We start from the raw sequence: 26133 nt of genomic DNA, 5'->3' as shown, positions 1-26133 counted from the left end.
TCGCCCCTTGCTCGATCTTTAATTAGCCCAATATGACTGGTGATAAACCATTCTTATTTTGCATCTCGGTACTTTGCCATCAGCCGCACATAATGTGCCGCTGAATAATTAAAATTGGCCAGCTCGGCCTCGGTAAGTAGGCGTTTTTTCTCTGCTGGGCGGCCCATATACAGCCAGCCTGATTCTAAAACACGATTGGGGGGCACTAAAGAACCTGCGCCAATCATCACGCGATCTTCAATCACTACTCTATCGAGCACAATCGTGCCCATCCCAATCAAACACTCATTACCAATCGTGCAACCATGCAACATCACACCGTGGCCAATAGTGACGCGCTCACCAATCACCAAGGGCGCGCCTAGTGGATCATCCGCACGTTTGTGGCTAACGTGCAACACCGCGCAGTCTTGCACATTACTATCTTTGCCGATGCTAATGGCGTTCACATCCCCACGAATGACCGCGCCCGGCCAAACCGAGGCATTCTCTGCCAAGCTGACTTCGCCTATCACCTGTGCCGATTCATGTACCCAAGCGCCCGCTGCTACCACTGGCTTAATGCCATCAAATACACCCATCGTCATGGTTGTTTAATCCTTTTAAATATCTATTGTAAGCGATAGCCGCCGTCCTTTTAGCACGACGGCATCAATAATGTATTGCATATGCTATAAGAATCATTATCATCTGATTTTTACAAGTGCTAGAGATCATTAAATGAAACGATTCAATCGCGTTTTGTGCGCCGCCATGACAGCCGGTCTACTGCTGACACCCTTAGCATCCCAAGCTGCAGACATCACAACCAGCGCCGCACTTGAACAATACTCAAGCATTGTGCACGCAAGCTATAGCGATAGCATTGCCGCTGCACGTGAAATGAGCGCCGTGATTGATGCGTTTTTAGCCGCCCCTAGCGCAGAAAGCCTTGCAAGCGCCCGCAAAGCTTGGCTCGCTGCCCGTGAGTTTTACCTGCCTACCGAAGCTTACCGCTTCTACTCCGGCCCGATTGATGATGCGCAAGGGCCAGAGGGCCGTATCAATGCTTGGCCAATCGATGAAAGCTATATTGATTATGTAAAAGGTAAAGCCAAAGCAGGGATTATCAACAATCCTAAAGTGGCCATTACCAAAGAAAAACTGAAATCACTGAATGAAAAAGGCGGCGAAGAAAACGTCTCCACTGGCTGGCACGCGATTGAATTTTTGCTCTGGGGCCAAGACTTTAACGCTAAGGGCCCAGGTGATCGTAAGTTCACTGATTTTATAGATGGTAAAACCGCCAATGCAGACCGCCGCCGCCTTTACATGAAATTAGCAAACGAGATGCTAATCGAAGATCTGGAATACGTGGCTAAGCAATGGGCACCTGCAGAACAAAACTACCGTCAGCGCTTTGTTGCTGGCGATAAAGAAAGCCTGAAAAAAGCCCTAACCGGCCTTGGCGTACTGACCCGTGGCGAGCTAGCAGGCCAGCGCATGGAAGTCGCAATGGATACACAAAACCAAGAAGACGAGCACTCTTGCTTCTCGGATAACACCCACCGCGACATCATCGGCGATATCGTCGGCATGCAAAACGTATGGGAAGGCCGCTATACCGGCAAAGACGGCAAAACACTGGAAGGCGCAAGCTTTAAAGCGCTAGTTGCGCAAAAAAATCCAGCCATTGCTGACTTAGTAAGCGCCGATATTGCACAAAGCTTAAAGCTGGCCAATGAAATCCAAGCGCCTTTTGACCAAGAAATCATTGGCAAAAAAGACGCTCCAGGGCGCAAACGCGTGCAAGCCGTGATCGATTCCTTAAAAAAACAGGGTAAAGATCTAGTCGCCGCAGCGGAAACACTGGGCGTTAAGCGTTTAACAACCAAACAGCCTTAAAACTTAGCTAAAAGTACGCCCTATTTAGGTGGGCAAGTTTTATGCTCACGTATGCATCAATGTAGGCCATATGCCAAAAAATTCATCTTGTTGCAAAAGCCGTATTTTTTCATGGCACGGTTTAAATTGATGCGCATAGGGTGGCAAGGTAAAACGCTTTGCCCACCCTATATATGGCGTTTTAAATAAAGACGTTAATGCCGGCTAGATCATTCACTTCTAGGACGGATAAAACGGCATGCACTCGTAAAAAAACAGCCCTGCTCACGATAATCGTGGCAGGGCCTTTGCCATTCAGAGCCTGGACCATGACCAAAATATCGCTTCGCCTTGCTCTACTCAGCTCGGCCCTTCTTGCCTCTGCCGCCATTGCTTATGGCACCAGCCCGCTCGCCCTATTTGAGGAAGGCGAAGATCGCCCTGGCGGCGTGGCTGCAACGGCTGACGATCATGGCCGTAATGCCTTTTCGCTAGATGCACCCGCCCTTACAGAGCAACAAAAAACCGACTTTGCTGTCGGTAACTCCTTTTTTAAGAAGCCTTGGGTAGCCGCGCCATCCTCCACCACCGCCCGAGATGGCCTTGGCCCGCACTTTGTAGCCAGATCCTGTGGAGCCTGTCATACCGAAGACGGCCGTGGCTCACCGCCCAATTTTACTAATGGCCTGCAAGATGAGCAGCCGCTCTCCTTGCTACTAAGGCTGTCTATCCCTGGCAATAAGCCAGATCCACGCTACGGTGGCCAGTTTAATAATGATGCGGTTGAGGGCGTAAAACCTGAAGGCAAAGTTAAGATCACTTACCGCGAAATAGCTGGGCAATTTACTGACGGCGAGCCATATAGCCTGCGCGCGCCCACTTACACACTCGGCGATTTAGCTTATGGAAAAACCCATGCTAAGCTGATGATGTCCCCGCGCGTGGCCCCGCAAATGATCGGACTTGGCTTACTGGAAGCCATCAGCGAAAAGGATATTCTAGCCAATGCTGCCCGCCAAAAAGCCGAAGGGCTGGGCATTAAAGGCAAGCCCAACTATGTAAACGACGTGTACTCAGGCAAAACCATGCTGGGCCGCTTTGGCTGGAAAGCCAATGTTGCCACCGTAGCTCATCAATCTGCGGGTGCATTTAACGGCGATATCGGCATCACATCTAAGCATTTTCCAAAAGAAGAATGCATGCCGGTGCAAAAAGATTGCTTACATGCACCCAATGGTGGCAAGCCAGAAATCAGCGAAAAGATACTCGATAAAGTTATTTTATACAGCCGTACTTTAGCCGTACCATCGCGCCGTGATCCGCAAAACCCTGATGTCTTACGTGGCAAACAGGTATTTAAAGAAAGTAACTGTGTCAGCTGCCATACAGCAAGCTATACCACCGCTCACTTTAAAGCCGTGCCGGTCTTATCTGGACAAAAAATCTGGCCCTATACCGACTTACTGATCCATGACATGGGAGATGGCTTAGCCGATGGCCGCCCAGATGGCCTTGCCAATGGCAAGCAATGGAAAACACCACCGCTTTGGGGCTTAGGCTTGGTGCCTGCCGTGAACGAGCATAGCCAATATCTGCACGATGGCCGCGCCCGCAATCTGATGGAAGCCGTACTTTGGCATGGGGGCGAGGCAGAAAACGCCAAGCAAGCCGTATTGAAACTATCTAAAGCAGACCGAGATATGCTGCTGAAGTTTTTACAATCACTCTAAACAAGGTAGAGGAACGGCATACCGTACCCTGTAAGCACACTAATACATTGCCATGCAAATCATGTATGGCGGGTGCAAGCAAAAAACAAGGATATGAATTAGCGGGTTAAACCTCAAACCACAAAGAACACAGAGACCCACAGAGTTTCACAGAGAAAATAAGGCCCTTTTTTGGGTCTTTCTCTGTGTCCTCTGTGCTCTCACTACCTCTGTGCTTCAAGGTTTAGCGCTATTTCATACTCAGTTAAGGTTTTAGTTTGCGCAAATGGGATTGCACCCGCCCTAAGAAAACATGCCTCTCAAAAGCGGCATTGAATCATGACCATGAGTGATGCATATAGGGCCACAACATGCCGAACCACTAAAAACACCACATGAAACTCGCCCTTATTCTAAGCACCGCCCTGCTCAGCCCTCTCGTTCACGCCGAGCCAACCATCCCCACGCCAGAATTCAGCGTGCGCTGGCTAGAGGAAGCTTACCTGCCACGGCACAAAATATTGCTTGCCGCCAGCGATGCCTTTGCCACGCAAAGCAAGGCCTTTTGTGCCGCGCCCAATGAAAAAAGCCTAGCCATCACCCGCAATACTTGGAAGCAAGCCGCCCTGGCCTGGCACGCCATGGATGCCGCGCCCGGCGGGCCCATTGTGCTGGAAAGAACGGGCCGCAAGATTGATTTTTGGCCAACGCGTGAAGCCGACATCGAAGCCATGATTCCTAAGGGTTTGGATGAGCGCAATGTAGGCGCACGTGGCCTACCCGCCGCTGAATATCTGCTCTGGGGCAATCAAGAGCCCAAGGCCCAGCTAGCCAAACTCAAAGCGCAAGATCGCTGCCTTTATCTAGTGGGCATTAGCGAGCGCATTGTCAGCGATGTGAGCTTACTTAACGCAGGTTGGCAGAACTATCACCAGCAGCTGGGCGCAGAAAACCCGTTTTTCCGCCAAAATTTACTGCCAGAAACGCTAAATCTGATGCTAGGCGCGCTGGACAGCCAAGCCAAACGCCTACCCAAAGAAGCCAAACGCGAAGCCTTTGCCGAGTGGCGCAGTGGCACGGGCAAAGCCAGCTCAGTGGCCGTCCTCAATACCGTCGCTAGCACGCTCTTTAGCCCAAGCGGCGGCATTACCCTGCTGCTGGCCGACAAACCCGAAGTGATCGCTAAAGTAAAAACTGCCATCGCCAATGCCAAAACCGCACAGGCGGCCATCCCAGAAGCCTTTGACAGCCCTGCCGCCAAAGCAGCACGTAGCAATTATCTGGCTAGCATTAAAGAACTCAAACGCAGCATAGAAACCGATGTGGCCGAAGCGCTCGACCTGACACTGGGTTTATCTGAATCGGATGGGGATTGACTCCGCTAGAATCCGAGCCCGAGCCAAACCCTGAACCACAGAGAACACAAAGAGCACTAAGAACCACAGAGAAATTCGCTAGGTTTGACATATTTTCCCTCTGTGAAACTCTGTGTTCTCTGTGGTTTAAGAATTAGCGCCAAGTACGCTGCACCCTCTATATAAGCGAGCTTACAATGCGCACTGATCCATCCCGACGCCGCTTTCTACAAAGCCTAGCCTTACTGGCTTTGCCTGTTTTTGCCAAAGGAGAAGATACGCTAGGCCCTGTACCGACTTTACTGGCGGCACGCTGGGGTAAATCCTTTGGCCCTGTAGCCGGAGCCACGGTAGCCACGCCTAGCCGAGGCCACGGCATTATTCCGGTATCCGCCTCTGAAGCGATTGTGATCGCGCGTCGGCCTGGCTATTGGATGATGCGCGTCAATTGGCAAAGTGGTGAAATCGTCCGGCAGCTTGCCGCCGCCCCCGAACGCCACTTCTTTGGCCACGCCGTACTCAGCCCAGATGGCAAACAACTGCTGGCCAGTGAAAACAATATTCAAACAGGCCAAGGCCTGATCGGCATTTATCATCCGGCCACGCTGCAAAAATTGGGCGAGCTGCCCAGCCACGGCATCGGCCCGCACGAGCTGATATTTATTGATGAACAAACGCTGGCGATTGCCAACGGCGGCATTCTAACCCTGCCACAAAGTGGCCGTAATAAGCTTAATCTGGCCAGTATGGAGCCCAGCATCGTGCTGCTCGACTGGCCTTCCGGCAAAAAACGCAGCCAGCACATCCTGCCCGATCCCTCACTCAGCCTGCGCCATCTGGCATTAGCCGAGGACGGCACGCTGGGCATCGCCATTCAGGCCGAATCCAGCACAGGGAGCAGCGTGGACGACGCTCCGCTGCTGGCTATTTTAAAAGACGGCCAATTCAGCCTTGCCCAAACCGTGCCCGGCCTAGGTGGCTATGCAGCCAGTATCGCGGCGGTGGGCAATCAGTTTATTGTAAGCGCATTGGAGGGCAACGCCCTTGCGCTATGGGATACAAACGGCCGCGCCACCCAACAATACGGCCTGCTCCGCCCTGCAGGCATTGCCGCATGGCAGGGCAAAGCACTGATCAGCACCGAGCTGGGCGTAATCACCCAGCTAGACCCGCACAACGGCAAGCTTACCCCTCTTGCCAGCTACCCCAGCATAAAATGGGACAATCATTTGATTTTGGCCAGCCCCAAACATCGCTAAAAGACACCTAAGCAGACAATACAAGCGATGTAAGGTATAAAAGAAACGCTGCTTATGGGGAGAATAGAACGCCCCCATATCGTGCATTGCCTCCTGAGCAGAAATGACCAGCAAGATACTCCCCACCCGAAAACCAATAGCGATGAGGATCTGTCATGACCCTTAGTATGTATTCCAGCAGCGTGCCCGTATTACAGCGCTATTTGCAACAATTAACTCAACTACTTAGCCAGCATGAAGTACAGCCATTATTGGATGCTCGGCTCGTCATTGATATGCACCCTTTGGCAAACCAAATCTATTATGTAGCTAGTTTTGCTCGCCGTATTGCCAGTGCTTTAAGCCAGCAAACACCGCCCAATATTGTAGATCAACGCGATCTAGCAGGCTTACAACAACAAATAGCCACCACATTACAATGGCTGGCCACGCTCGACGAAGCACAATTTACTGGCAGCGAGCTACGCATTATCACCGGCCCTGCCAGCCAAGCAGGGCAGGCCACGCTGACATTAGCTGGGCAACAGTTTTTACAACACTACGCGCTACCTAATTTCTTTTTTCATTTCAGCATGGTGTATGCACTCTTGCGCCAAGCTGGATTTGCCATTGGTAAAGCCGATTTTGATGGCTTTCACCACTACGCCTGAGAAAGCCCCATGATCGATCTCTACACCGCCGCCACGCCCAATGGCCATAAGATCAGCATTGCACTCGAAGAGCTAGGCCTACCCTACCGCGTGATTGCACTGGACTTGGGTAAGCTAGAGCAAAAAGAAGCTGCGTTTCTGGCCATCAACCCCAATGGCCGCATCCCCGCCATTATTGATCACGATAATGGTGGCTTTAGCGTATTTGAATCTGGGGCCATTTTGATTTATTTGGCTGAAAAAACAGGCCGCTTACTCCCTAGCGATACAAAAAAACACTCGCAAGTATTGCAGTGGCTAATGTTTCAAATGGGTGGGATTGGGCCGATGATGGGGCAGGCCAATGTGTTTTATCGCTATCTACCAGAAAAAATTCCACTGGCGATTGCCCGCTACCAAAACGAAGGCCGCCGGCTCTTTGAAGTGCTCAATACCCAGTTGAATGGCCGTGATTATCTGGTGGCTGAATTCAGCATCGCCGACATCGCCACTTGGCCATGGGTACGCATTTATGAATGGAGCGGCATCAGCATCGAAGGCCTGCCGCATTTAGCCGGATGGATTCAGCGCATGGCCGATCGCCCAGCCTGCCAGCGCGGCTTGCTTATGCCACCTTCTGCAACCATCAAGGTCGAAGAAATACAGCGCATGGTTAGCCAATAAGGGCAGACATAAGGGGGCATCAAAAAACCTTACAATTAAATTCGCCTTATTTTATTTGGTGGATAAGTTTTTTGATGCCCCCTTACGTAATTTATAAGCAATATCACCTTGAATTACGCGCCATCGCGCGCATTTAGCCTCTATACCATTCTAAATACGTGAGCCAGCTGCATGAGCAATCCACTTCTCGATCTGACCGGCAAACTGCCTGATTACCCAAGCGTTAAACCGACGCATATCAACCCAGCGCTCGATACCCTGCTGGCTAGCAGTGCCGCTGCCGTTACCGCCGCCGAGCAAGCCCAGAACCCAACATGGGAAAGTTTTGTAGAGCCGCTGGATGAAGCGCTCAATAAACTGGGCTTAGCGTGGGGCGTGGTGGCTCACTTAGAAAGTGTAGTCACCACCCCTGAGCTGCGCGATGTTTACAATGCTAATATCGCCCGCATCTCTAATTTTTATACCGAGCTAGGCCAAAACGAGCTGCTATATGCGCAATACAAGCTAATTGCAGCCAGCAGCGAATTCGCCACTTACAACTCCGCTAAAAAAACCATTATTGAAGACACGCTCAGGGATTTCCGCCTCTCTGGTGCGGAGCTAGCGGAGGCGCAAAAACAACGCTTTGCCGAGATATCAGAAGAGCTATCTGAGCTAACGGTTAAATTTGGCCAAAATGTGATGGATGCCACCGATGAGTGGGCGCTCTATATTGAAGACATCGCTGAGCTAGATGGCCTGCCGCCAGACTGGCTGTCTGCGGCAAAATCTGCCGCCGAGACAGATGGCAAAACCGGCTACAAAGTCACGCTTAAACAGCCTAGCCAAGGCCCAGTGATGCAGTTTTGTAGCAATCGCTCATTGCGTGAAACGGTTTATCACGCCAACGTAACCCGCGCCGCAGAATTTGGCCCCGCCGAGCGCGATAACGGCCCACTGATTAGCCGCATTCACGCGCTACGCTCTGAAGCCGCTCAGTTGCTAGGTTTCAATAACTACAGCGAAGAATCGCTCGCCACCAAAATGGCCGATACGCCTGATCAGGTGGCCGAATTCTTGCGTAATTTAGGTCACGGCGCTAAGCCGTTTGCGGCCAAAGATCGAAGCGAGCTTAAAGCCTTTGCCAAAGAACAACTAGGACTGAACGAGCTGGCTGTTTGGGATTACGGCTATGCGGCAGAAAAATTATCCGAAGCGAAATACGCTTTCTCTGCCCAAGAAGTCAAAGCCTACTTTACCGAAGACGCAGTACTGGCTGGCCTGTTTAAAGTGATTGAAACGCTCTACAGCCTGCGCTTTGTAAAGGCCGAAGCGCCCGTTTGGCACCCCGATGTCAATTACTACGCGCTGCAAAATATGGACGGTAGCGCGGTAGGTGGCCTCTACTTGGATCTGTACGCCCGCAACGGTAAGCAAGGCGGCGCGTGGATGAATGATGTGCTTTCACGCAGCCGTAAAGGCACTTCGCTGCAAAACCCAGTGGCGCTGGTGGTGTGTAATTTCTCGCGCGGGGTAGATGGCAAGCCTGCACTGCTAACCCATGACGATGTGATCACGCTATTCCACGAATTTGGCCACGCCCTGCATCACCTCTTAACCGAAGTTGATGAATCTGGCGTATCCGGCATCAATGGCGTGGAGTGGGATGCGGTAGAGCTACCTAGCCAGTTTATGGAAAACTTCTGCTGGGAATGGCAAGTACTGCCCGATTTAACCCGCCATGTAGACAGCGGCGAGCCACTGCCACGCGCCCTATTCGATAAAATGCTGGCCGCCAAAAACTTTATGAGCGGAAGCGGCATGGTGCGCCAAGTTTTACTGTCTTTATTTGATATGGGCCTACACGCCAACGCAGATGTAATCGACGCCGCCGCACACAATGCCGCACTGGTCGCCGAGTTTGAAACCCCCGTCGCCCCCGATTACAACCGCTGGTACAACACCTTTAGCCATATTTTTGCCGGAGGCTATGCGGCGGGTTACTACAGCTATAAATGGGCCGAAGTGCTATCTGCCGACGCCTATTCTGCTTTTGAAGAAGCCGCCGCAGCGGGCAAGTCGATTCTGGACCCCGCCACTGGCGCGCGTTTCAGAAACGAAGTGCTCGCCATGGGCGGCAGCCGCCCAGCCATCGACTCCTTCACCGCTTTCCGTGGCCGCAAACCAGAAGTGGCAGCCTTGCTGAGGCATAATGGTTTGAATTAAGAGGCTGGCTTGGGTATACGAAAAATACCCAAGCATTAAGCCTTCGAAGGGGCGGGTGAAACCCGCCAGTTTTTAATATGAATTGATAAGTCTAGTGATTTCTCCATAGTCTCCCCCAAAGTCTTTTAATTAGTGCCTACGGCACGTTAATTTTGGTGCGCAGTCCGCGCTGGGACTCACTTTCTTGCTTCGCCAAGAAAGTAAGCAAAGAAGGCGACCCCACGAAGCACGAAACCCCTCACTGCGGACAATCGAGGCGGCGGCTGCGGGACTCACTCGCTACGCTCGCTCAAACATCCTCGCCGAAACCCCGCCCCGCTTGTTCCTCGCTTCGGCGTGCTTCAAGGGGATTGTTAAGCCCCATGCAAAAAACGTGGTTAAAAAGTTATTTTGCTGTTTGCTAACTCAAAAAAAAACGGGCCATTCCGCCCGTTTTTTCCACTCCTAAAATAGCATCTACTTTAAATACGCCTCCAAAAACCTGATCGTATGCCCGATCGAGTACACGCGGTTTTCACGTTTAGCCGCACCGTGGCCTTCGTCGGCGAAGAGCATTAGCTCGGCGGGGACATTGCGTTTTTGCGCGGCTTGGTACATTTGCAGCGCTTCACCCACCGGCACACGCGGATCAGACACGCCTTGGATGAGCATCAGCGGGGCGATTAGTTTATCGATGTGGTTAATCGGTGACAGCTGGATCAGGGCCTCACGATCTTTCACCGGATCGCCATATTCGGCAATACGCAGCGCACGGCGATAAGGCGCGGTGTTTTGCAAGAAGCTCATAAAGTTTGAAATGCCCACGGTAGACACGCCCGCATCGTAAGCGCCTGCAAACATGGTCATGCCTGCCAAGGTGGAATAGCCGCCGTAGCTGCCACCAATAATGCCGATCTTAGGCACTTGGCCATTTTTAGCCCACTGGCTGCGCATATAGCGCGAGGCGTCCTCGATATCGCTCACCACTTGCAAGCGCTTCGGGCCGTCGTCCATCGCCAGCCATGCTTTGCCATAGCCATCCGAGCCACGCACATTAGGCTCGGCAAAGATGAAACCGGCATCCACATACAGTTGCGCCACAGGCGAGAAGCCTGCCTTAGTTTGCCCTTCCGGCCCGCCATGAAAATGCACGACCACGGGGCACGTCACCGTTGCACACTGCGCAGGACGGCGGACAAACATCGGGATTTTAGTGCCGTCTCTGGCGGGATAGCTTTCTAAACTGGCCTTGGCAAAGCGCTGCGTATCCACTTCTGGGCTCATGGCCTGCTGCCATTGCACCAGCTTGCCGGTGCTCCATTCATAGCGATAGCTCAGCCTTGGCGAAGTGGCGGTTTCTACGCTGATCAGGCTATAGCGGCCATCTGGGCTGTGGCCGCTAATCAACACATGATCGCTGCCTTTAAACTGCGGCAGCTTAATTGGCTGTAGGTTTCTAGCATCCAGCGCAAAGCTACGGAGATAACCCGCCTCATTCACGCTATAGCTAATATGCTGGCGCGATTTATCCAACTCAAAGCTGCTGACATCCCAGTTTATCTCGGGGGAAATCGGCTTAAACTGGCCCGCCTTCCATTGATACAGGCGGCGGAAATTGCCAAACTTAGACGTTTGCACAATCAATTCATCTGGCCCTGCACCGTAGGCGGCGCTGTATTCTTCTTTCTCATTTTGACCAAACAGGGGTTTAAGCTCGCCATCGGCCAGCTCATAAAATTCTGCCGCTAGATTGGTAATGGTTTTTTCCAGCAGAATTCGCCCATGGCGCTGATCCGCGATATTCCACAAACCTGGCTGGTCAAACACCACTTGTTTGGTCGCACTGACAATGTGATAGCGGTAAATGGTGTAGCTGTCTTTTTGCTTATCATTGGCGCTGTAATACACGTACTGATTATCATCTGAAACAAAAGCAAAGCGAGTTTGCACACCGGCAATATGCTGAATTTCTTTGAGCGCCCCACCGCCCGCTGGCTGCAAATACAGGCCAGGGTTTTCTTCGCCTTTGCGATCACGCTGAATCACTAAGGTTTGGCCATCTGGGCTAATGCCCGCAATTTGGGTGGCATCTTCTCCGCCCGTCATTTGCACTGGAAAACGCTGTGGCCCATCAAGGCGCCACACTTGGCTAACCCCGGTGACTCGCCAACTAAAATACAGCTTTGCACCATCTGGGCTGAGCATGCCAGCACTGGGGCTAGAAATATCCAGCATGCTTTGAATCCGCCGCGATAAACTAGGCTCTAGCGGCTTAGGGCGAAAGGCTTCTATGTTTTCCTTGCTGATGCTATCAGCACCCAGCCCAGCATAATCGGCGGCAAAGGCGCTGCTGGTAAAGCAGCCGCATACTAATAAACTACTGATTATTTTTTTCATTGTTTTATCCCTGTCTCTGCATCACGCTTATCGCTTGCCCGCTGAAGCAAAACAACAAGCACTCCTTTTAATTACACCAACATGACTAGATATGCTGGAAAAATCCCAGACCACGGTAATGAATTATGCCACCCTCGGCAACTGCGGCTATTCCCAACAGAGATAAATATGAGCCAAGACCTGATTAGCCAGCAAACACTAGCCCACTACCAAGCCAACGCCGAGGCATTTAAAGCAGGCACTGCCGATCATGATGTAAGCCAGAATATCATCGCACTTTTGCGCCATATCAGCGGCACTGCGCCATTTGATATCTTAGATTTTGGCTGTGGCCCAGGCCGTGATTTAAAACGCTTTAGCGCACTTGGCCATAAGCCCATTGGCCTAGATGGCACGGCACGCTTTGTTGAAATGGCCAAAGCAGACAGTGGCTGCGAAGTCTGGCTGCAGGATTTTTTAGCACTCGATCTGCCCAACGCCCGCTTTGACGGCATCTTTGCCAATGCCGTGTTGTTTCATATCCCCAGCGCAGCGCTACCGCACATTTTGCTACAGCTGCACGCCACGCTAAAAACTGGCGGCGTGCTATTTTGCTCTAACCCGCGTGGCAATAATGAAGAAGGCTGGAATCAAGGACGCTATGGCGCTTATTACAACTTGCCAACTTGGCAAAGCTATTTAATTGCAGCAGGCTTTACCGAGCTAGAACACTACTACCGCCCTGCCGGCTTACCCTGTGAGCAGCAGCCTTGGCTGGCAAGTGTGTGGCGAGCTTAAAAATAAGCCCCTCAAAATTGTAGCTTGTCGCCACAACACAACAAATTATTAAAATTAGCCTGATTCATTTATTCCAAACAAATATATAGGCTAAGATATATTCACACAAAAAAATATAAGACAGGATACCGTGAAACTCACCCACGCCCTTGCCCTGATTCTTGTCAGCGGCAGCACTTTTGCCTCTCCATCCACCGTGCCTGCAGGAATCGCCTGGGAGCAAGGGGATGTGAGCGCCGCTTTTGCCAAAGCCAAAGCAGAGAAAAAACCGCTGTTTCTTTACTGGGGAGCCACTTGGTGCCCGCCATGCAATCAAGTTAAAGCGACGATTTTTAATCAGCAGCGCTTTATTGACCGTACCAAACAATTTATCCCTGTGTATGTCGATGGCGATAGCCCGGGTGCGCAAAAACTGGCCAGCCAGTTTAAGGTGCGCGGTTATCCCAGCATGATTTTATTCAAACCAGACGGCACAGAAATCACCCGTCTGCCTGGCGAAGTAGATGCAGAGCGCTATCTCAGCACACTGGAACTAGGCCTCTCTAACGCCCGCCCTGTTAAAGAAACGCTAAGCAGCGCACTGGCCGGTGGCAAGCTCAGCGCGGATGACTGGCGTTTGCTGGCAGATTATTCATGGGAATCGGATCAAGCCCAGCTCATCGAAGAAAGCAAACTAGCCAGCACACTCAAAACCCTAGCCCTAGCCGTACCCGCCACAGAGACTTATGCAGCCACGCATTTACAGCTAAAAGCCATCTCTATTGCCGCTGGGGATGAGCAAGCCAGCAGCTCGCCAGCAGAGCTAGCCCTGCTACATAAAGTGTTGGCAGATAAGCAGCTTAGCCGCGATAACTTTGACGTAATCGTCAATAGCGCCAGCGATATTGTCAGCCAACAGAGTAAAACGGCCTCTGCAGAAAGAAGCCAGCTGACTGCCGCATGGAGCAATGCGCTGCAAAAACTGGCTTTAGACACCACGCTCTCCGCTAACGACCGCTTAAGCGCACTAACCAGCCAAGTGGCACTCGCCAAGCTGGACCTCGCTAAAGATGCCAAGCTGGCCGAGCCGCTACTCAAAGAGGTGCGTGCACGCGTCAGCGATGCCGATAAAAACACCACGAATGGTTACGAACGCCAATCAGTAATCAGCACCGCCGCTTACACCCTGAGCGAAGCGGGCCTGTTAGATGAATCAGATACCTTACTCAAAGCCGAGCTAAAACGCTCGCACGCGCCTTACTACTTTATGCTTTCCTTGGGGGCCAATGCCAAGAAACGTGGCAATAAAGATGAAGCCCTAGGCTGGTACGAAGAAGCGTATAAAAAATCCGAAGGCCCCGCTACCCGCGTGCAATGGGGCAGCAGCTATGTAAGTGCACTGGTTGATCTGGCTCCACAAAACGAGGAGCGTATCGAGCAAACGGCGCAAAGCATTCTGAAAGAGGTTGCCGTCACGCCCAACGCCTTTTACGAACGCAGCCGCCGCTCACTAGAAAAAATTGTCGCAAAGCTGACTACATGGAATAAAGACAAGCAGCACGCAGCGGCAGTTGGCCGTGTATTAACTCAGCTAGATGGCATCTGCAGCAAGCTGCCAGCAAGCGATCCACAGCGCAGTGTTTGCCAGGATTTACTCAAGCCTAAAGCTTAATTAATCATCTGGCATCATTCGAAAAAAGCGGCCACATTCAGTGTCCGCTTTTTTACACGCTGCCAACTTAGCAAGCTATGGGGGCCTCGAAAAACCTATATTTCTAAATAAGACAAGGCGCGTATTAAAAAAATTGACGCCGCATATGTTTGATATGTAAGGAAATTTTTTTTAGTGCGCAACGCAGTATTATGAGACCAGATGGGTTTTTCGAGGTTCCCTTATATCAGTCGCACCGGTTTAATCTGCAAGGCATGGAGGTGTTATGAGTAAGAGTAGGACGGCAGAGGATTACGGGCGGCGGCTGATGCGGGTGGTCAATACCATGATGATCCGCAAAGCGTGGCGATGGATGATTTTCGCTCGGATGCCTGCGTAGAAATCAAAGCCGATGGCGTTTTGCCAAGCGAGCTTGCCCGCACGCAAATCCCAGCTGGGCGTTATGGGGTGATTGAACATCGCGGCCCTTATAGCGAGCTACAGCAGGCTTATCATTGGCTATTTGGCGTATGGCTACCCCAAAGCGGTGAGCAACCGGCCAATATTCCGGTGATTGAGCAATACCTTAATCTGCCCCACAACACCCCGCCTAAAGATTTACGCACCGAAATCTGGATTGCGCTTAGCAACTAACCCACGCAAACAAGCAGGCCACTCAGGCCTGCTTGTTTTAGCGATAAAACTTATAGCTTGTAATCAACACTTAAAAAACCATAACGCCCAGACGTAATGCCATTATATCCGCCATTATCCACAGAATAAGGCGCTACTTTATCCAAGATATTATTTACGCCAAATGCAAACGAAGTCTTTTTATTTAATTTATATCCAAAGGCTAAATTAAAGGTGGTATATGAAGGTAAATATCCATCGGGATTACTACTGTTTTCAGGATCATCTGCTGCATCTCTTACCCTAGCAAAGGTTTTAGCCGAAACGGTAGCATCAAATTCTGCGTATTGATAAGCCAGCGTAATGCGGTTTTCCCAATCTGGATAGTTATAACCGCCCGTGCGATCAACCGGCGGGGTATCTTGCAAATCAGAGCTTTTATAACTTAGCAAATAGCTAAACTGATCCCGCAGCGTAAATTTACCCCAGCCATCTGTTTTATATCCAAGATTTAAATCCACATCAATTCCTGATGTTTCAATTTGGCCGATATTGGATAATGGCAAATCAATCACGTCAATTTTGCCTTTAGTTAAACTTGGATAATTTTTTGCATCATCCGGATCTAATGCTAAGCGTTTAATCAATTTAGCCAAGGCTGGATTGCTATCTTCATGATCAATCACGTATTGTGCACTTAATCTTTCAATGGCATCGTTTTGCTTAATTTGATACCAATCCACACTAACCGAAGCATCTTTAGTGGGCTCAAATACAAAACCTAAAGTGAGGTTATTAGATGTTTCAGGCTTTAACTGCGGATTACTCCGGCTGTTTAAATCCACTCGCCCCGTGCATTCGCCACCTTCTACCCCCATAGGTTTGCATCTAGCCCAATCGTTATAAAAATAGTAGCTAGGGGTTGGGGACATATTCAATTGCTGCAGGCTTGGCGCTCTAAAAGTGCTGGTTGCCGAGCCACGCAGTAATAAGGTATCAAGCGGCCGGTAAGCCAGTGCCAGTTTAGGTGAGGTTGCTCCACCCACGTCGTCGTAATGGTCATAACGTAATGCGGCTTGTAACTCTAGGTTTTTAAGCAGCGGAACACTTAGCTCGCCGTAGATAGACTTCACCAAACGGCTGCTTGCTACCGTGGCATCTTCATCGGCTTTTTCTTTTAGCAGGTTAATCCCCGTAGCAAAACCCACATCACCTGCTGGCAAGCTAAATAACGCAGAGTGAGAGATCTTGGCGTCCGCGATCAGCAGCGAGGCTGTGCCCTCACGATTGCGCCGAGTGAGCAGCGCTCTAGCTTGTGCTTCTGGATTCCACGCCAAAAAAGGATCGTAACCGCCGTTTTTTAATGCATTGCTGATTTTTGTAGCATCTGCGCGCTCTCTAGACTGGCTACTTTTATTACTGCTATAAGTTAGCGCAGTTTCAACGTCCCAAGCCTCAATCGAGCCCCTCGCCCCCAGTACAGCGCGTAGCGAATCACTATCCACATCATTTTGCGCTAAACCAGCCTCATAAATCCGCCGTGTAATGGTGACATCTTTGCCATCGGTTTTTACCCCATTGATCACATCGCGGTAAGCGGCATCCCCTTGCTTAAGCACAGATTGGGCAGCAGGGATAGCCACAGGCCAAGTTTCAAATTCTTGCTTATCTTTGCTTATACCTAATTCGGCAAAGAGGGAGAAGCGATCATTAAATTGATAATTGTAAAGCGCATTGGCGCTCATTCGCTGAATATGCGCAGTGCGATATAAATTATCATTGGCTAAGCATTTTTGATTGCCAAACTTATCGATAGCAATTTCACCATGGCCTTCGCAGCCTGGCAATAAAGTGGTCGTGCCACCTTTGATTTTATAAGCGCCGCCATACAGGCCAGTAAAACGATTATCTGCACCGCCTTGACTGCGATTATCTAAACTGCGCGTTGCATCGTGCTCGCTATCTTTGGTGGGCTGCTTATCTAAAACATCCAGCGTCAACAATAAATTTTGCCCGTCTTCATTTACATTACCAAACCCTGCAGCAATACCCAGCACCACATCTTGCCCATCACCTGCAAAATTTTGGCCAATCTTACTGGTCAGTGCCACCCCTTCAAAATTGCGCTTGGTTTTAAAGTTAATCACCCCAGCTACCGCATCCGAGCCATAAATCGCTGCCGCCCCATCATAAAGCACTTCAATTTGCTCGATAGCCGAGAGCGGAATATTGTTCAGGCTAACGGGGCTAGTATCTACATTGGCAAAACCATTAGATGCTAAGCGGCGGCCATTTAATAGAATCAGCGTATTTTTGGCCCCCATTCCGCGCAAACCCACGGTGCTAGAGCCTGGCGCAAAGCGGCCACCATCCGTAGCAAACTCAAGCGAGGCTTTAGGAATAAGCTGATCCAAAGCCTCTACGACCGTGGTTGCGCCGGTTTTTTCAATTTCTGCACGCTTAAACACGGTAATCAAAGAAGGGCCTTCCTGATTAATCCGCTTAATATTGGACCCCACCACCTCAATACGCTCCACCTGATTGATAGCTGGCAGCGCTTCGGCATAGCTGAGCGCTGAAGCGGTTATTTGGGTAATCGCAATCGCCAAGAGTTTTGGTTTAAAGCGCATATCATCCCCTTGAGTAGGCACAAAACACTCACCATTTATACCTAAAAGTTATTTAAAGTAGTATTTATATATCAATAACCAAAAATATCATAAACAAGGGAGGTATGACAATAGAATAAGAGAAAACACTTTAACAGCAGGCTAAGCACTTGATTTATATGTAAATATTTATTAATTAATAAATAGGCAAAGATACAACAATTAATTAATGCATATCTATAGAATTTAAAACAATAAACCCCACCTGATTTGCATACACAATGGCGGGGCTTATTACTGATTTGCTATTTTAGTGGCTAAATATAAGTTAATCTTTTGCAAATAGTCGCAGGCTAGATAGGTTTAATCTCCACCAATACCACACAGTTTTTACCCTGATGCTTGGCCTGATAAGTGCCATCATCAGCCCTCTTCACTAGGCTTTTAGCATCGTCCCCCATCACAAACTGGCTCACACCAATACTGACTGTGCAGTTAATAATCCCCCCTGCACTAGGCCGATGAACTTGGTCAGCAAAACGTTGGCGCAAACGCTCCGCCACATTAATCGCATCCGCATTGCGCGTTTCGGGCAAGATAACAATAAACTCCTCTCCACCGTAGCGATAGGCGCTGTCCATTTCTCGCAAACAGCCCCTAATCACCATCGCCAATGATTGCAGTACTTTATCCCCCTCTAAATGCCCATATTGATCATTCACTTTTTTAAAATTATCAATATCCATCAATAATAAAGATAAAGGTCGGCCATAGCGCCGAGCACGCTCTAATTCTTTTTCAATATTTTCATAAAAATGCCGGCTATTAAATAAACCCGTCATACCATCCGTAATGCTCAAATCTCGATAGCGCGCTTCGCTGGCTTTTAAAGCCTCTTCGGCTAATCTGCGCTCATTCATATCTTGCAAGGTTTCAATCGCCCCAACAACATTGCCATTCAAATCCCGCAAAGGTGCGGCCGTAAAAAACACCCATTTACCTTCAGCACCAAAATGAGCAAAGAAATCTTCCGCCTCAAACACTCCTTCAATTAGCTGCGAGGGGCGAAATTTACCGTGGTAAAACTGATCAACATCATCGGCCATCGCGCCATTCATAATTAAATCAGCCATTACTGGCCGCTCACTGGAATAAAATGCCCGCCACTGCTGCTGAGTACCAATAACCTCTTTTGCCGCCAAGCCTGTTAAAGCCTCACAAGCGCGGTTCCAATGCGTCACCGTGTGATTGCGATCAATCACAAAGGTCGCCACCGAGCTACCATCTACAATTTGTGCCAAAAAAACTTTACTCGCTTGCAAGGCTTCTTCAGCCTCATGCCTTAAACTCACATCTTGTAAGGTTTCCATCGCCCCTACAATCTTCCCGCAGGCATCACGAATAGGCGTGGCGGTAAAATAAATCCAACGGCCCTGCTCACCATATTGGGTAAAGAAATCCTCAGCCTCAAATACATTACAGATGCTATTAGTAGACTGCACTTTTCCTTTATATAAAAGATCAACATTTTTCTCTAAAGCATCATCCAACATTAAATCTGCCAATACAGGCCTGGCCTCAGAATAAAAAGCCTGCCATTGATTATTTGTGCCAATCACTTCAAAGGCTTTTTTACCTATTAATAATTCACACGCTGAATTCCAATGCGTCACCATATAATTACAATCAATCACAAATGAAGCAACAGGGCTACCCTCAACAATTTGACTTAAGCTTAAGCGATGCTCCATCATATCTAGCTCTGCTTGGGTACGCGCAATTTGCTCCCTGCTCCCATTGATGGCACGCAGCAATAACATTGGCAATAAAGATAAAAAACCACCCGCCGAATCTTTAATTAAAAAGTGCTCACACTTTAATTGTATTGCATGCTTTATCCAATGCTCGCATCCCAATGGAGCCAAAACTACAATAGGCAAATGATTGATTATATGTGCCAGCTGCTGCATATATTTTAGATGGCTTTCAGAGAGATCAATAAGCAAGGCATCAAATGTTTGAGGTGAATTATTAATAAGCTGATCTAATTTATGAAAATCACGGCACTCTTGGATGGTGCAAGGCAGCTCTGTACTTTGAATAACCTTAATCAATGATAAACTATCGGCATCTTGCCCTAGTAATAATAGAATTTTTAAATGCGAAGGCGATTCACTGTACAACAACATAACAGCCCCAATACAAGTAAAACACTCATTAAAAGAGTAAGAGTCATACAACCAGCCGAAACCTATAAATATCCAATACACATAGCTAGTAAAGGTGTTTTTAGCAGAATTTTCAAGAAAACCCCATAAAAAAGCACAAAACCATATTAACCTGTAAGTTAATCTTGTAAATAAAATTGTAAGTTTGGCCAATAAAAAAGGCTTTATGGCGTGCTAGCGCACCATAAAGCCTTATTACCAACACTATTACTCTCTAGATATACAAAAAACACAAAGTACGCGAGCGCATTAGAAAGAGAATATTGCTTTCCATTTTTACACTCCCCCCTTTATTTCAATCCTATCAACTTAAGCAATCTGCCATTCTTAGGGCCGGTGCAACCGAGTGATGCTGAAAAAAACGCGGGTTATACTCGCCCTAAGATGTTTCAACGCTTGCAATAGATAGATCTAAGTTAATCGATTAAGGTTTAACGATCCTCAGTGCCCTTAAGTTGATAGGATTACCCTTTATTTGTGTGTCTTTGTTGGGTGGTGCTACCTATCACAGCACAACGACTATTCATTTTAAAAGCTTACTTCAAATCAAACTGCACCCGTGACTTTTTATCTTGGCTGCTATTAAATTTGGCTTTAACCACAAACATCCTAGCCTCCTCCACCCCTGCGGTTAGTAAGGCCGCTTTCACCAATAAAGCACGCCTCAGGCCAAGAGCGTATAGATCATCATCTTTTACCTCGATATGCTCGGTCATTAATTTTTCCATCTCTACAATAGAGAGCGATTTATCAAAGCCAATGAGGTTAGTCGGCTTTGTAAAGGTTTCTTTTTTATAGGCCTGCTCTAGCAAATGAGGATATTCATCTTTTGTCAGCGCTAACTGGCTATCATCTTCAAGAGATTGAGTGTTTTCTGATAGCTTTGCCAACTTTAAAGCAAGTACTTTCCTTTGTAATATTCTCTTCTTTAACGCTTCTCGATCAATAATTGGATCTAAGTAACTTTGAATATCCAATTTTAAAGCTGGGCGATCCTTCAGTACCTCAGCTAACTTCTTAATACTTTTTATAGCCATCTCATCTGTTTTTTCACTACCATCAATAAAGGCAATATGTGATAGCGTAATATTTTCCCCTCCAAAGCTATTAGCTAATACATCAAAGGGGGCGGTCACCATTTTCTCCATAAGATTAGAAATGACCTGTAAAACAATTCCACTGACACTAAAATCAGGATCATCTAAAGAGCCTTCAATCGGAATATTTAAATTAATTTGCCCTCGGCGATCCGTTAATAATGACAACGCTAATTTAACGGGAAGCGTAGTTGCGGTTTCACTCGCTATTCTGTCATCACTTAAAACAAATTGGTCTAAAAATAATTTATTATTTGATAATAATTTATTATTTTCAATTTTATAAGAAATATCCATAGATAACTTGCCTTTCTCTATCCCATAGCCAGCGTATTTACTGGAATATGTTGAGGCAGAAGCTAAATCATAACTTTTCACTCCACCTTTAAGATCAAGAAATATTTTTTTAGCCAATGGGTTAAACGCCCCACTTACCTTAACAGGTGCAACCTTATCTACAAATCCATGTAGATCTAATTGTGCCAATGCGTTGTCTGCACTAGACAAGCCATTAATCACCCCAGTCATGCCGGTTAAATTAGCGGTAAAGTTAGGTTTAATAAAAAAATCACTATAGCGAATATCCCCATTACTAAAGACAATCTTCTGAATATTGATTGGCGCTAAAGGAGCTGTATTGTTAATTACAGGAACAGCTGCCGTGACTGAACTCGCCTGCTGCGCATTGGCAACCGATACTTGCTTACCATCACGCACCAAGATATCTTGTAAATTTAAACGCCCAGTAGGTGACAAAATCAGCCGAGAGTAAAATTTATCTAAAGCAAGCTCAGCAATATCAACGCGCAACGGGGATAAAGCAATATCAACGCCTTTAAATCCTAATTTATTCCATTTTAAAAAAGCCGTAGAGGTTTGTTTATCTAAGGCATAGAAGTTATCTACACTCAATAAACCGCGATAGCGCCCATTTAGTTTAGGCTCAGTAACGACTTGCAAGTCCCCTTTAGCATTTAAAAAACCTCTAGCCAAAGATACATTGATATATTTAGTAAAATAGGGCTGTAAAAAAGCGGCATCAACATTACGCACGTCAACAGCCACTTTACTAGCAAAAGGCAAGGGAGTCACATCACCCGCTATATTAATTAAACCTTTGTTTCCCCATTTTCCCGTTAAGCTTAATATACCTTTGCTACCTTGCTTACTATCAAAATGATCAAAACCCAAAGCAATATCACGTATAAAAATGGTAGGAGCATGTACTAAGCTTTTATCAGCGACATCAAGCTTCCAATCATTAATGTCTATTTTTTCAACTTGCACCCGCCATGGTGCAGCAGGCGTAGCGGCAGTAGCTGGATCGGGCATAAGTGTTGCTAAATTTAACTGCCCATTAGCCAATAACTGAGCCGCTAATTGCCCTTGTTTGCTTTCTATACTTGCCGCTTTTATTAATTGCTGAGCAGAATCTAGCTCAAGTGATTTTATAGCTAGCTGATTAACTAGCAATAAAGGTTTATTTGCTTGCTGTAGCGCTAGATTACTTAATTCTACATCGGTATCTTTTAAAGTATAAATAAGTGGATTTACACTAAGATGGGCTATTGTTGCTATATCCAATAAACCATCACTTATTTCACCCTTGAAGTATGGCGCAAGATATTGGCTATAATGGGCCAGCTTTAACTTTGAAGCATTTATTTTTCCAGCTAAGCTAAATGGATGAGTTTGTATGCTTAAGTCAGCCAATAGCTGTTCCCCATCGGGGCTATTTACGGCCAATTTTACAGGAAGTGCTTTATTTCCCTGATTAACAAAGCCATGTACATCAAACTTAATTGCATCAAAAATAAGATTTTGATAAGTAACTCGGCTATTAATCACTTGGAAATGGCCAATATCCAGCAGCATTTTAGTCTTAGTTGTAGCCGGGTTTGTAGGCTTATTAATTAGCTGCAGGGCTTTTTCCAATGCTATATCTAAAGCATCAACTTTAATATCTGCAAAGCGATATTTTTCAGCGAGTGGCTCAAAATCTTTTAGCTTCAAGGTTAGTTGATTTATTTTTACAAAAGGCTGTTTAGCTTGCTCTATATTCACATTATTAAACTGTAGTGGCCCCTCTAGCACTAATCTTGAGTTGTCTTTTTCCATATTAAAAACAATATTAATTTTCCCTGACACCTGGGTAGATAGCAGTCTTAATTCATCAGGGAGTACAATGTAGTTAACATATTTATTTATATCTAATTTATTTAGAGAAAATGATAAACGTGTTTCTTTTTGGCGAGTAAATGGCTTGCTTGTTGCTGCAATATTAAAAGGAGCCCCATTAATTTTACCTGACATACTAGGCTGAATATATTCATTAACACGATGTTCTAAAGTAGAAATAAAAGGTAATGCTAGCTGAAAGTCACTGAGTTTTTGCTGGGTATGCAGTAGTTGATCGTCAAAATTAAGCGACCCTTTTTCAACTCTAATATTATTTAATGAAAATTTTGGCCAGTTTTCATCTTTTTTGGCCTTATCGTCTTTTACTAGTAAATCAGAAAAATTATATTGATGATCATTGATACGAACAATATTAACCTGAGGTTCAAGCAACGTTATTTCATTAATAATAGGGGCCTTCCTCCACAAAGAAGCCCATTCAATATCTAATGTTAAAGTTTTAAATTGTGCAAATGGCGCTTTACCATCAGTAATTTTGCCATTATATAAAGTGGCTTGCAACGTAAAGGGGTTAAAATCTATTTTTTCTATACTGACATTTCGATGCAATGCTGTAGAAAGCATGCTTTCTAAGCGCGGCTGGGCCCAGTGAGGTAGCCACATGCTTCCCACCACGCCCAAAATGCCCAATAATAAAACAAAAAACAATAAGCAGCGCTTGAAGCCTGTATTGATAAGACTTCTCATTAAATAATGCCCATTTTCCAGTAGATAAGCTCTATTCTAAGCGCTGTCTTTGCAGCTGCCTATGGGATAAAAACGGCAGAATGCCTTATGCGTGCCCCTTGTCACTCATATAGCGGCTTAAGCCTTAGCGATGGCAATAAGTCATTTAGGTGATCAATCTAATGCGCGTAAAATAAGCGCCAATATGACAGGAGTGTATGTGGTGGCCAGCAAGCTGTTTTCCTTTACCCGTGTTTTAGCCCAAATTGGCTTACTGATTGCAATTTGGCTAGCATCTGATTGGCTAGTCGTAAAAATAGACTTACCTGTACCAGGAGGCGTACTGGGCTTAGGCCTTGTATTTATGTTACTGCTACTGGGTGCACCATTAAACTGGGTGAAGGATGGTGCGGAATGGCTGCTGGCAGAAATGCTGCTGTTTTTTGTGCCCGCCGTGGTGGCACTCGTCAAATATAAAGCTTTGTTTATCGCCGAAGGTTGGCAGTTATTGGTGGTGATTTTTCTTGGCACAGCCTTAGTCATGTGCGTGACGGCTATTGTGGTTGATCGCTGTTTTAAATGGGAACACCACTTACGCTTGGCCCGTGCCAAAAAGCGATCCGCATCATGAGTATGATCGCGATGACTTGCTTTCTACTGACTATTGGCGCGTATGTACTGGCCAAATATTTGTATGCGCGTTATACACGCTGGTGGCTTGCTCCCTTAGTCCTAACGCCTACCCTGCTGGTTGTCTTTATGCTGTTCACCCATATCCCTTATGCGGTTTATTATAAAGATACCCGCTGGTTGTTATGGTTGCTTGGCCCTGCCACCGTTGCTTTTGCAGTGCCACTCTATGAATATCGCGCTTTAATGGTTAAGCATTGGCTCTCTTTATCTGCAGGCGTGATTGCTGGTTGCTTTACTGCTCTACTTAGCTGCGTGTTATTGGCTAAGTTATTTCATTTATCACCAGAGCTCACTCGCAGCCTGTTACCTAGATCAATTTCCACCCCCTTTGCAATCGCAGTATCTGGCACTTGGGGAGGCTCGCCGGAGCTAACCGCTTTATTTGTCGTGATTACCGGCTTAATGGGCATGCTGTTTGGTGAGTTTATGCTGCTGATTTTGCCCCTACGCTCCCGCTTAGCCAGAGGCGCTTTATTTGGTGCTGCAGCCCATGCCGTAGGTACCGCAAAGGCAAGGGAAATTGGCAATGAAGAAGGGGTAGTCGCCTGTATCACCATGATGGTTTCAGGCGTAGTTATGGTGTTAATTGCCCCTTTACTGACTCCGCTTTTTGCTTGATAAATCAATAGCGTCTTTTTAGCGTGTAGCATGCACCTGCGCTCACGCCTCGGCAAAAACTGACAAAAAAAGAAAGTATTTTATTGCCCATAGCCTTACTAAGTCATTATAAAATATGATAACTATTCTCATTACAAACAAGAGCAATGCCTAAATTATCCCCAATCCTATTGCTTGATGTGATTCAACAGCAACGGTTTGGCGTTGAATATCAGCCATTAATTCATACGCACAATTTAGAAACAATCGCCCATGAAGCCCTTGCCCGCTTTTATCGGGCCGATGAGCAATTGCTGCGCACTGATCATTTATTTAATGAGTTACACCATAGCCCACTGACGCTATTTCAAGTGGAATATTGTATGAAGCAATTGCAATTAGAAAATGCGCCCCCTGGGGAGTTATTTTTAAATCTAGACCCTGATGCTTACGCCGTAGCCGATATTGCTGGGGAAGAAAATCCTTTACTCTCCCTTATTCATTGCCGTAGTGATATTGTATTAGAGATAATCGAAAATAGTGATATTTCTGATGCACGCCAAAGTGCTAATATGGCCAAAGCATTCCATGAAAAAAATATCCAACTAGCATTGGATGACATTGGCTCCCCCCATTCAATGCTATCCCTCCCGATTTTAATTACAGTAGATTGCTTAAAGTTTGATCGCAGTTGGTTTAATGAGCTTTATTTACCCAATCATCGCATGGCCTTAGAAAGCCTTATTCGTTATGCTAAAGATACCGGCAAGCGTACTGTATTAGAAGGTATAGAAACACCAGAACAACTAGAAATTGCCCGCCAGCTAAATGTAGATATGGTGCAAGGTTTTTTATTTAAACAGCGCTTTATTCAGGTAAGAGCTTAAAAGCAAGACATTGATAATATCCATCTTGTAAACACCA

18 protein-coding genes are annotated in these 26133 nt (G+C 47.2%); 13 read left to right on the top strand and 5 right to left on the bottom strand.

Features of this window, described 5'->3' with window-relative positions; translation table 11 throughout:
- Positions 1 to 53 precede the first annotated feature (53 nt).
- Positions 54 to 581 carry a gamma carbonic anhydrase family protein gene (locus tag R6242_RS15695; protein WP_412100331.1) on the bottom strand — a complete coding sequence of 176 codons (528 nt, stop codon included), beginning with the start codon at positions 579 to 581 and terminating at the stop codon, positions 54 to 56.
- A 139-nt stretch (positions 582 to 720) separates the two neighbouring features.
- On the opposite strand from R6242_RS15695, the gene R6242_RS15690 reads away from it, so the two are divergent.
- The 7 genes from R6242_RS15690 to R6242_RS15660 all read left to right on the top strand — a co-directional run bounded on the left by R6242_RS15690 (position 721) and on the right by R6242_RS15660 (position 9704).
- A complete protein-coding gene (locus R6242_RS15690) occupies positions 721 to 1884 on the top strand; it encodes an imelysin family protein (RefSeq protein ID WP_318428521.1) in 1164 nt (387 codons plus the stop codon).
- Between the two features lie 308 nt (positions 1885 to 2192).
- Positions 2193 to 3593, top strand: coding sequence for a di-heme oxidoredictase family protein (locus R6242_RS15685; RefSeq protein WP_318428519.1), 1401 nt, complete (start codon positions 2193 to 2195; stop codon positions 3591 to 3593).
- 374 nt (positions 3594 to 3967) lie between these two features.
- The gene (locus R6242_RS15680) at positions 3968 to 4948 is read left to right on the top strand and encodes an imelysin family protein (protein ID WP_318428517.1); all 981 of its coding nucleotides are present in this window, start codon (positions 3968 to 3970) and stop codon (positions 4946 to 4948) included.
- Between the two features lie 176 nt (positions 4949 to 5124).
- Positions 5125 to 6186: a DUF1513 domain-containing protein gene (locus tag R6242_RS15675; protein WP_318428515.1), complete on the top strand. Its 1062-nt coding sequence runs from the start codon at positions 5125 to 5127 to the stop codon at positions 6184 to 6186.
- Between the two features lie 155 nt (positions 6187 to 6341).
- Positions 6342 to 6836 carry a DUF1993 domain-containing protein gene (locus tag R6242_RS15670; RefSeq protein WP_318428513.1) on the top strand — a complete coding sequence of 165 codons (495 nt, stop codon included), beginning with the start codon at positions 6342 to 6344 and terminating at the stop codon, positions 6834 to 6836.
- A 9-nt stretch (positions 6837 to 6845) separates the two neighbouring features.
- Positions 6846 to 7499, top strand: coding sequence for a glutathione S-transferase family protein (locus tag R6242_RS15665; RefSeq protein ID WP_318428511.1), 654 nt, complete (start codon positions 6846 to 6848; stop codon positions 7497 to 7499).
- Positions 7500 to 7670: 171 nt separating this feature from the next.
- Entirely contained in the window at positions 7671 to 9704 is a 2034-nt protein-coding gene (locus R6242_RS15660) for a M3 family metallopeptidase (RefSeq protein ID WP_318428509.1), read from the top strand.
- A 456-nt stretch (positions 9705 to 10160) separates the two neighbouring features.
- On the opposite strand, the gene R6242_RS15655 is transcribed toward R6242_RS15660, so the two are convergent.
- Positions 10161 to 12080, bottom strand: a complete 1920-nt coding sequence (locus R6242_RS15655) for a S9 family peptidase (protein WP_318428507.1) — start codon at positions 12078 to 12080, stop codon at positions 10161 to 10163.
- A 168-nt stretch (positions 12081 to 12248) separates the two neighbouring features.
- Here R6242_RS15655 and R6242_RS15650 point away from each other — a divergent pair, with 168 nt between their 5' ends.
- The 3 genes from R6242_RS15650 to R6242_RS15640 all read left to right on the top strand — a co-directional run bounded on the left by R6242_RS15650 (position 12249) and on the right by R6242_RS15640 (position 15141).
- Complete coding sequence (locus R6242_RS15650; protein ID WP_318428505.1) at positions 12249 to 12857, top strand: class I SAM-dependent methyltransferase; 609 nt, start codon at positions 12249 to 12251, stop codon at positions 12855 to 12857.
- A gap of 130 nt (positions 12858 to 12987) precedes the next feature.
- Positions 12988 to 14508 (top strand): thioredoxin family protein, encoded by a 1521-nt coding sequence (locus tag R6242_RS15645; RefSeq protein ID WP_318428503.1) that lies wholly within the window; start codon positions 12988 to 12990, stop codon positions 14506 to 14508.
- 348 nt (positions 14509 to 14856) lie between these two features.
- Complete coding sequence (locus R6242_RS15640) at positions 14857 to 15141, top strand: GyrI-like domain-containing protein (protein WP_318428502.1); 285 nt, start codon at positions 14857 to 14859, stop codon at positions 15139 to 15141.
- Between the two features lie 50 nt (positions 15142 to 15191).
- On the opposite strand, the gene R6242_RS15635 is transcribed toward R6242_RS15640, so the two are convergent.
- The 3 genes from R6242_RS15635 to R6242_RS15625 form a co-directional block, all read right to left on the bottom strand.
- Positions 15192 to 17750 (bottom strand): TonB-dependent receptor, encoded by a 2559-nt coding sequence (locus R6242_RS15635; RefSeq protein ID WP_318428499.1) that lies wholly within the window; start codon positions 17748 to 17750, stop codon positions 15192 to 15194.
- Positions 17751 to 18082: 332 nt separating this feature from the next.
- The gene (locus tag R6242_RS15630) at positions 18083 to 19918 is read right to left on the bottom strand and encodes a diguanylate cyclase (protein ID WP_318428497.1); all 1836 of its coding nucleotides are present in this window, start codon (positions 19916 to 19918) and stop codon (positions 18083 to 18085) included.
- A 575-nt stretch (positions 19919 to 20493) separates the two neighbouring features.
- The gene (locus R6242_RS15625) at positions 20494 to 23940 is read right to left on the bottom strand and encodes a DUF748 domain-containing protein (RefSeq protein WP_318428495.1); all 3447 of its coding nucleotides are present in this window, start codon (positions 23938 to 23940) and stop codon (positions 20494 to 20496) included.
- Positions 23941 to 24070: 130 nt separating this feature from the next.
- Between R6242_RS15625 and R6242_RS15620 the strand changes: the two genes are divergently transcribed.
- From R6242_RS15620 to R6242_RS15610, 3 genes are all read left to right on the top strand, one after another.
- A complete protein-coding gene (locus R6242_RS15620) occupies positions 24071 to 24550 on the top strand; it encodes a CidA/LrgA family protein (RefSeq protein ID WP_318428493.1) in 480 nt (159 codons plus the stop codon).
- Positions 24547 to 25230, top strand: a complete 684-nt coding sequence (locus tag R6242_RS15615; protein WP_318428490.1) for an LrgB family protein — start codon at positions 24547 to 24549, stop codon at positions 25228 to 25230. Before R6242_RS15620 ends, R6242_RS15615 begins: the two co-directional genes overlap by 4 nt.
- 146 nt (positions 25231 to 25376) lie before the next feature.
- Positions 25377 to 26096, top strand: coding sequence for an EAL domain-containing protein (locus tag R6242_RS15610; protein ID WP_318428488.1), 720 nt, complete (start codon positions 25377 to 25379; stop codon positions 26094 to 26096).
- Positions 26097 to 26133: the final 37 nt, after the last annotated feature.

The sequence above is a fragment of the Iodobacter sp. CM08 genome, assembly GCF_033446605.1.
GTDB lineage: Bacteria > Pseudomonadota > Gammaproteobacteria > Burkholderiales > Chitinibacteraceae > Iodobacter.
Note: the sequence above shows the minus strand (reverse complement) of the source record. Positions and strands in the feature narration are given on the sequence as shown.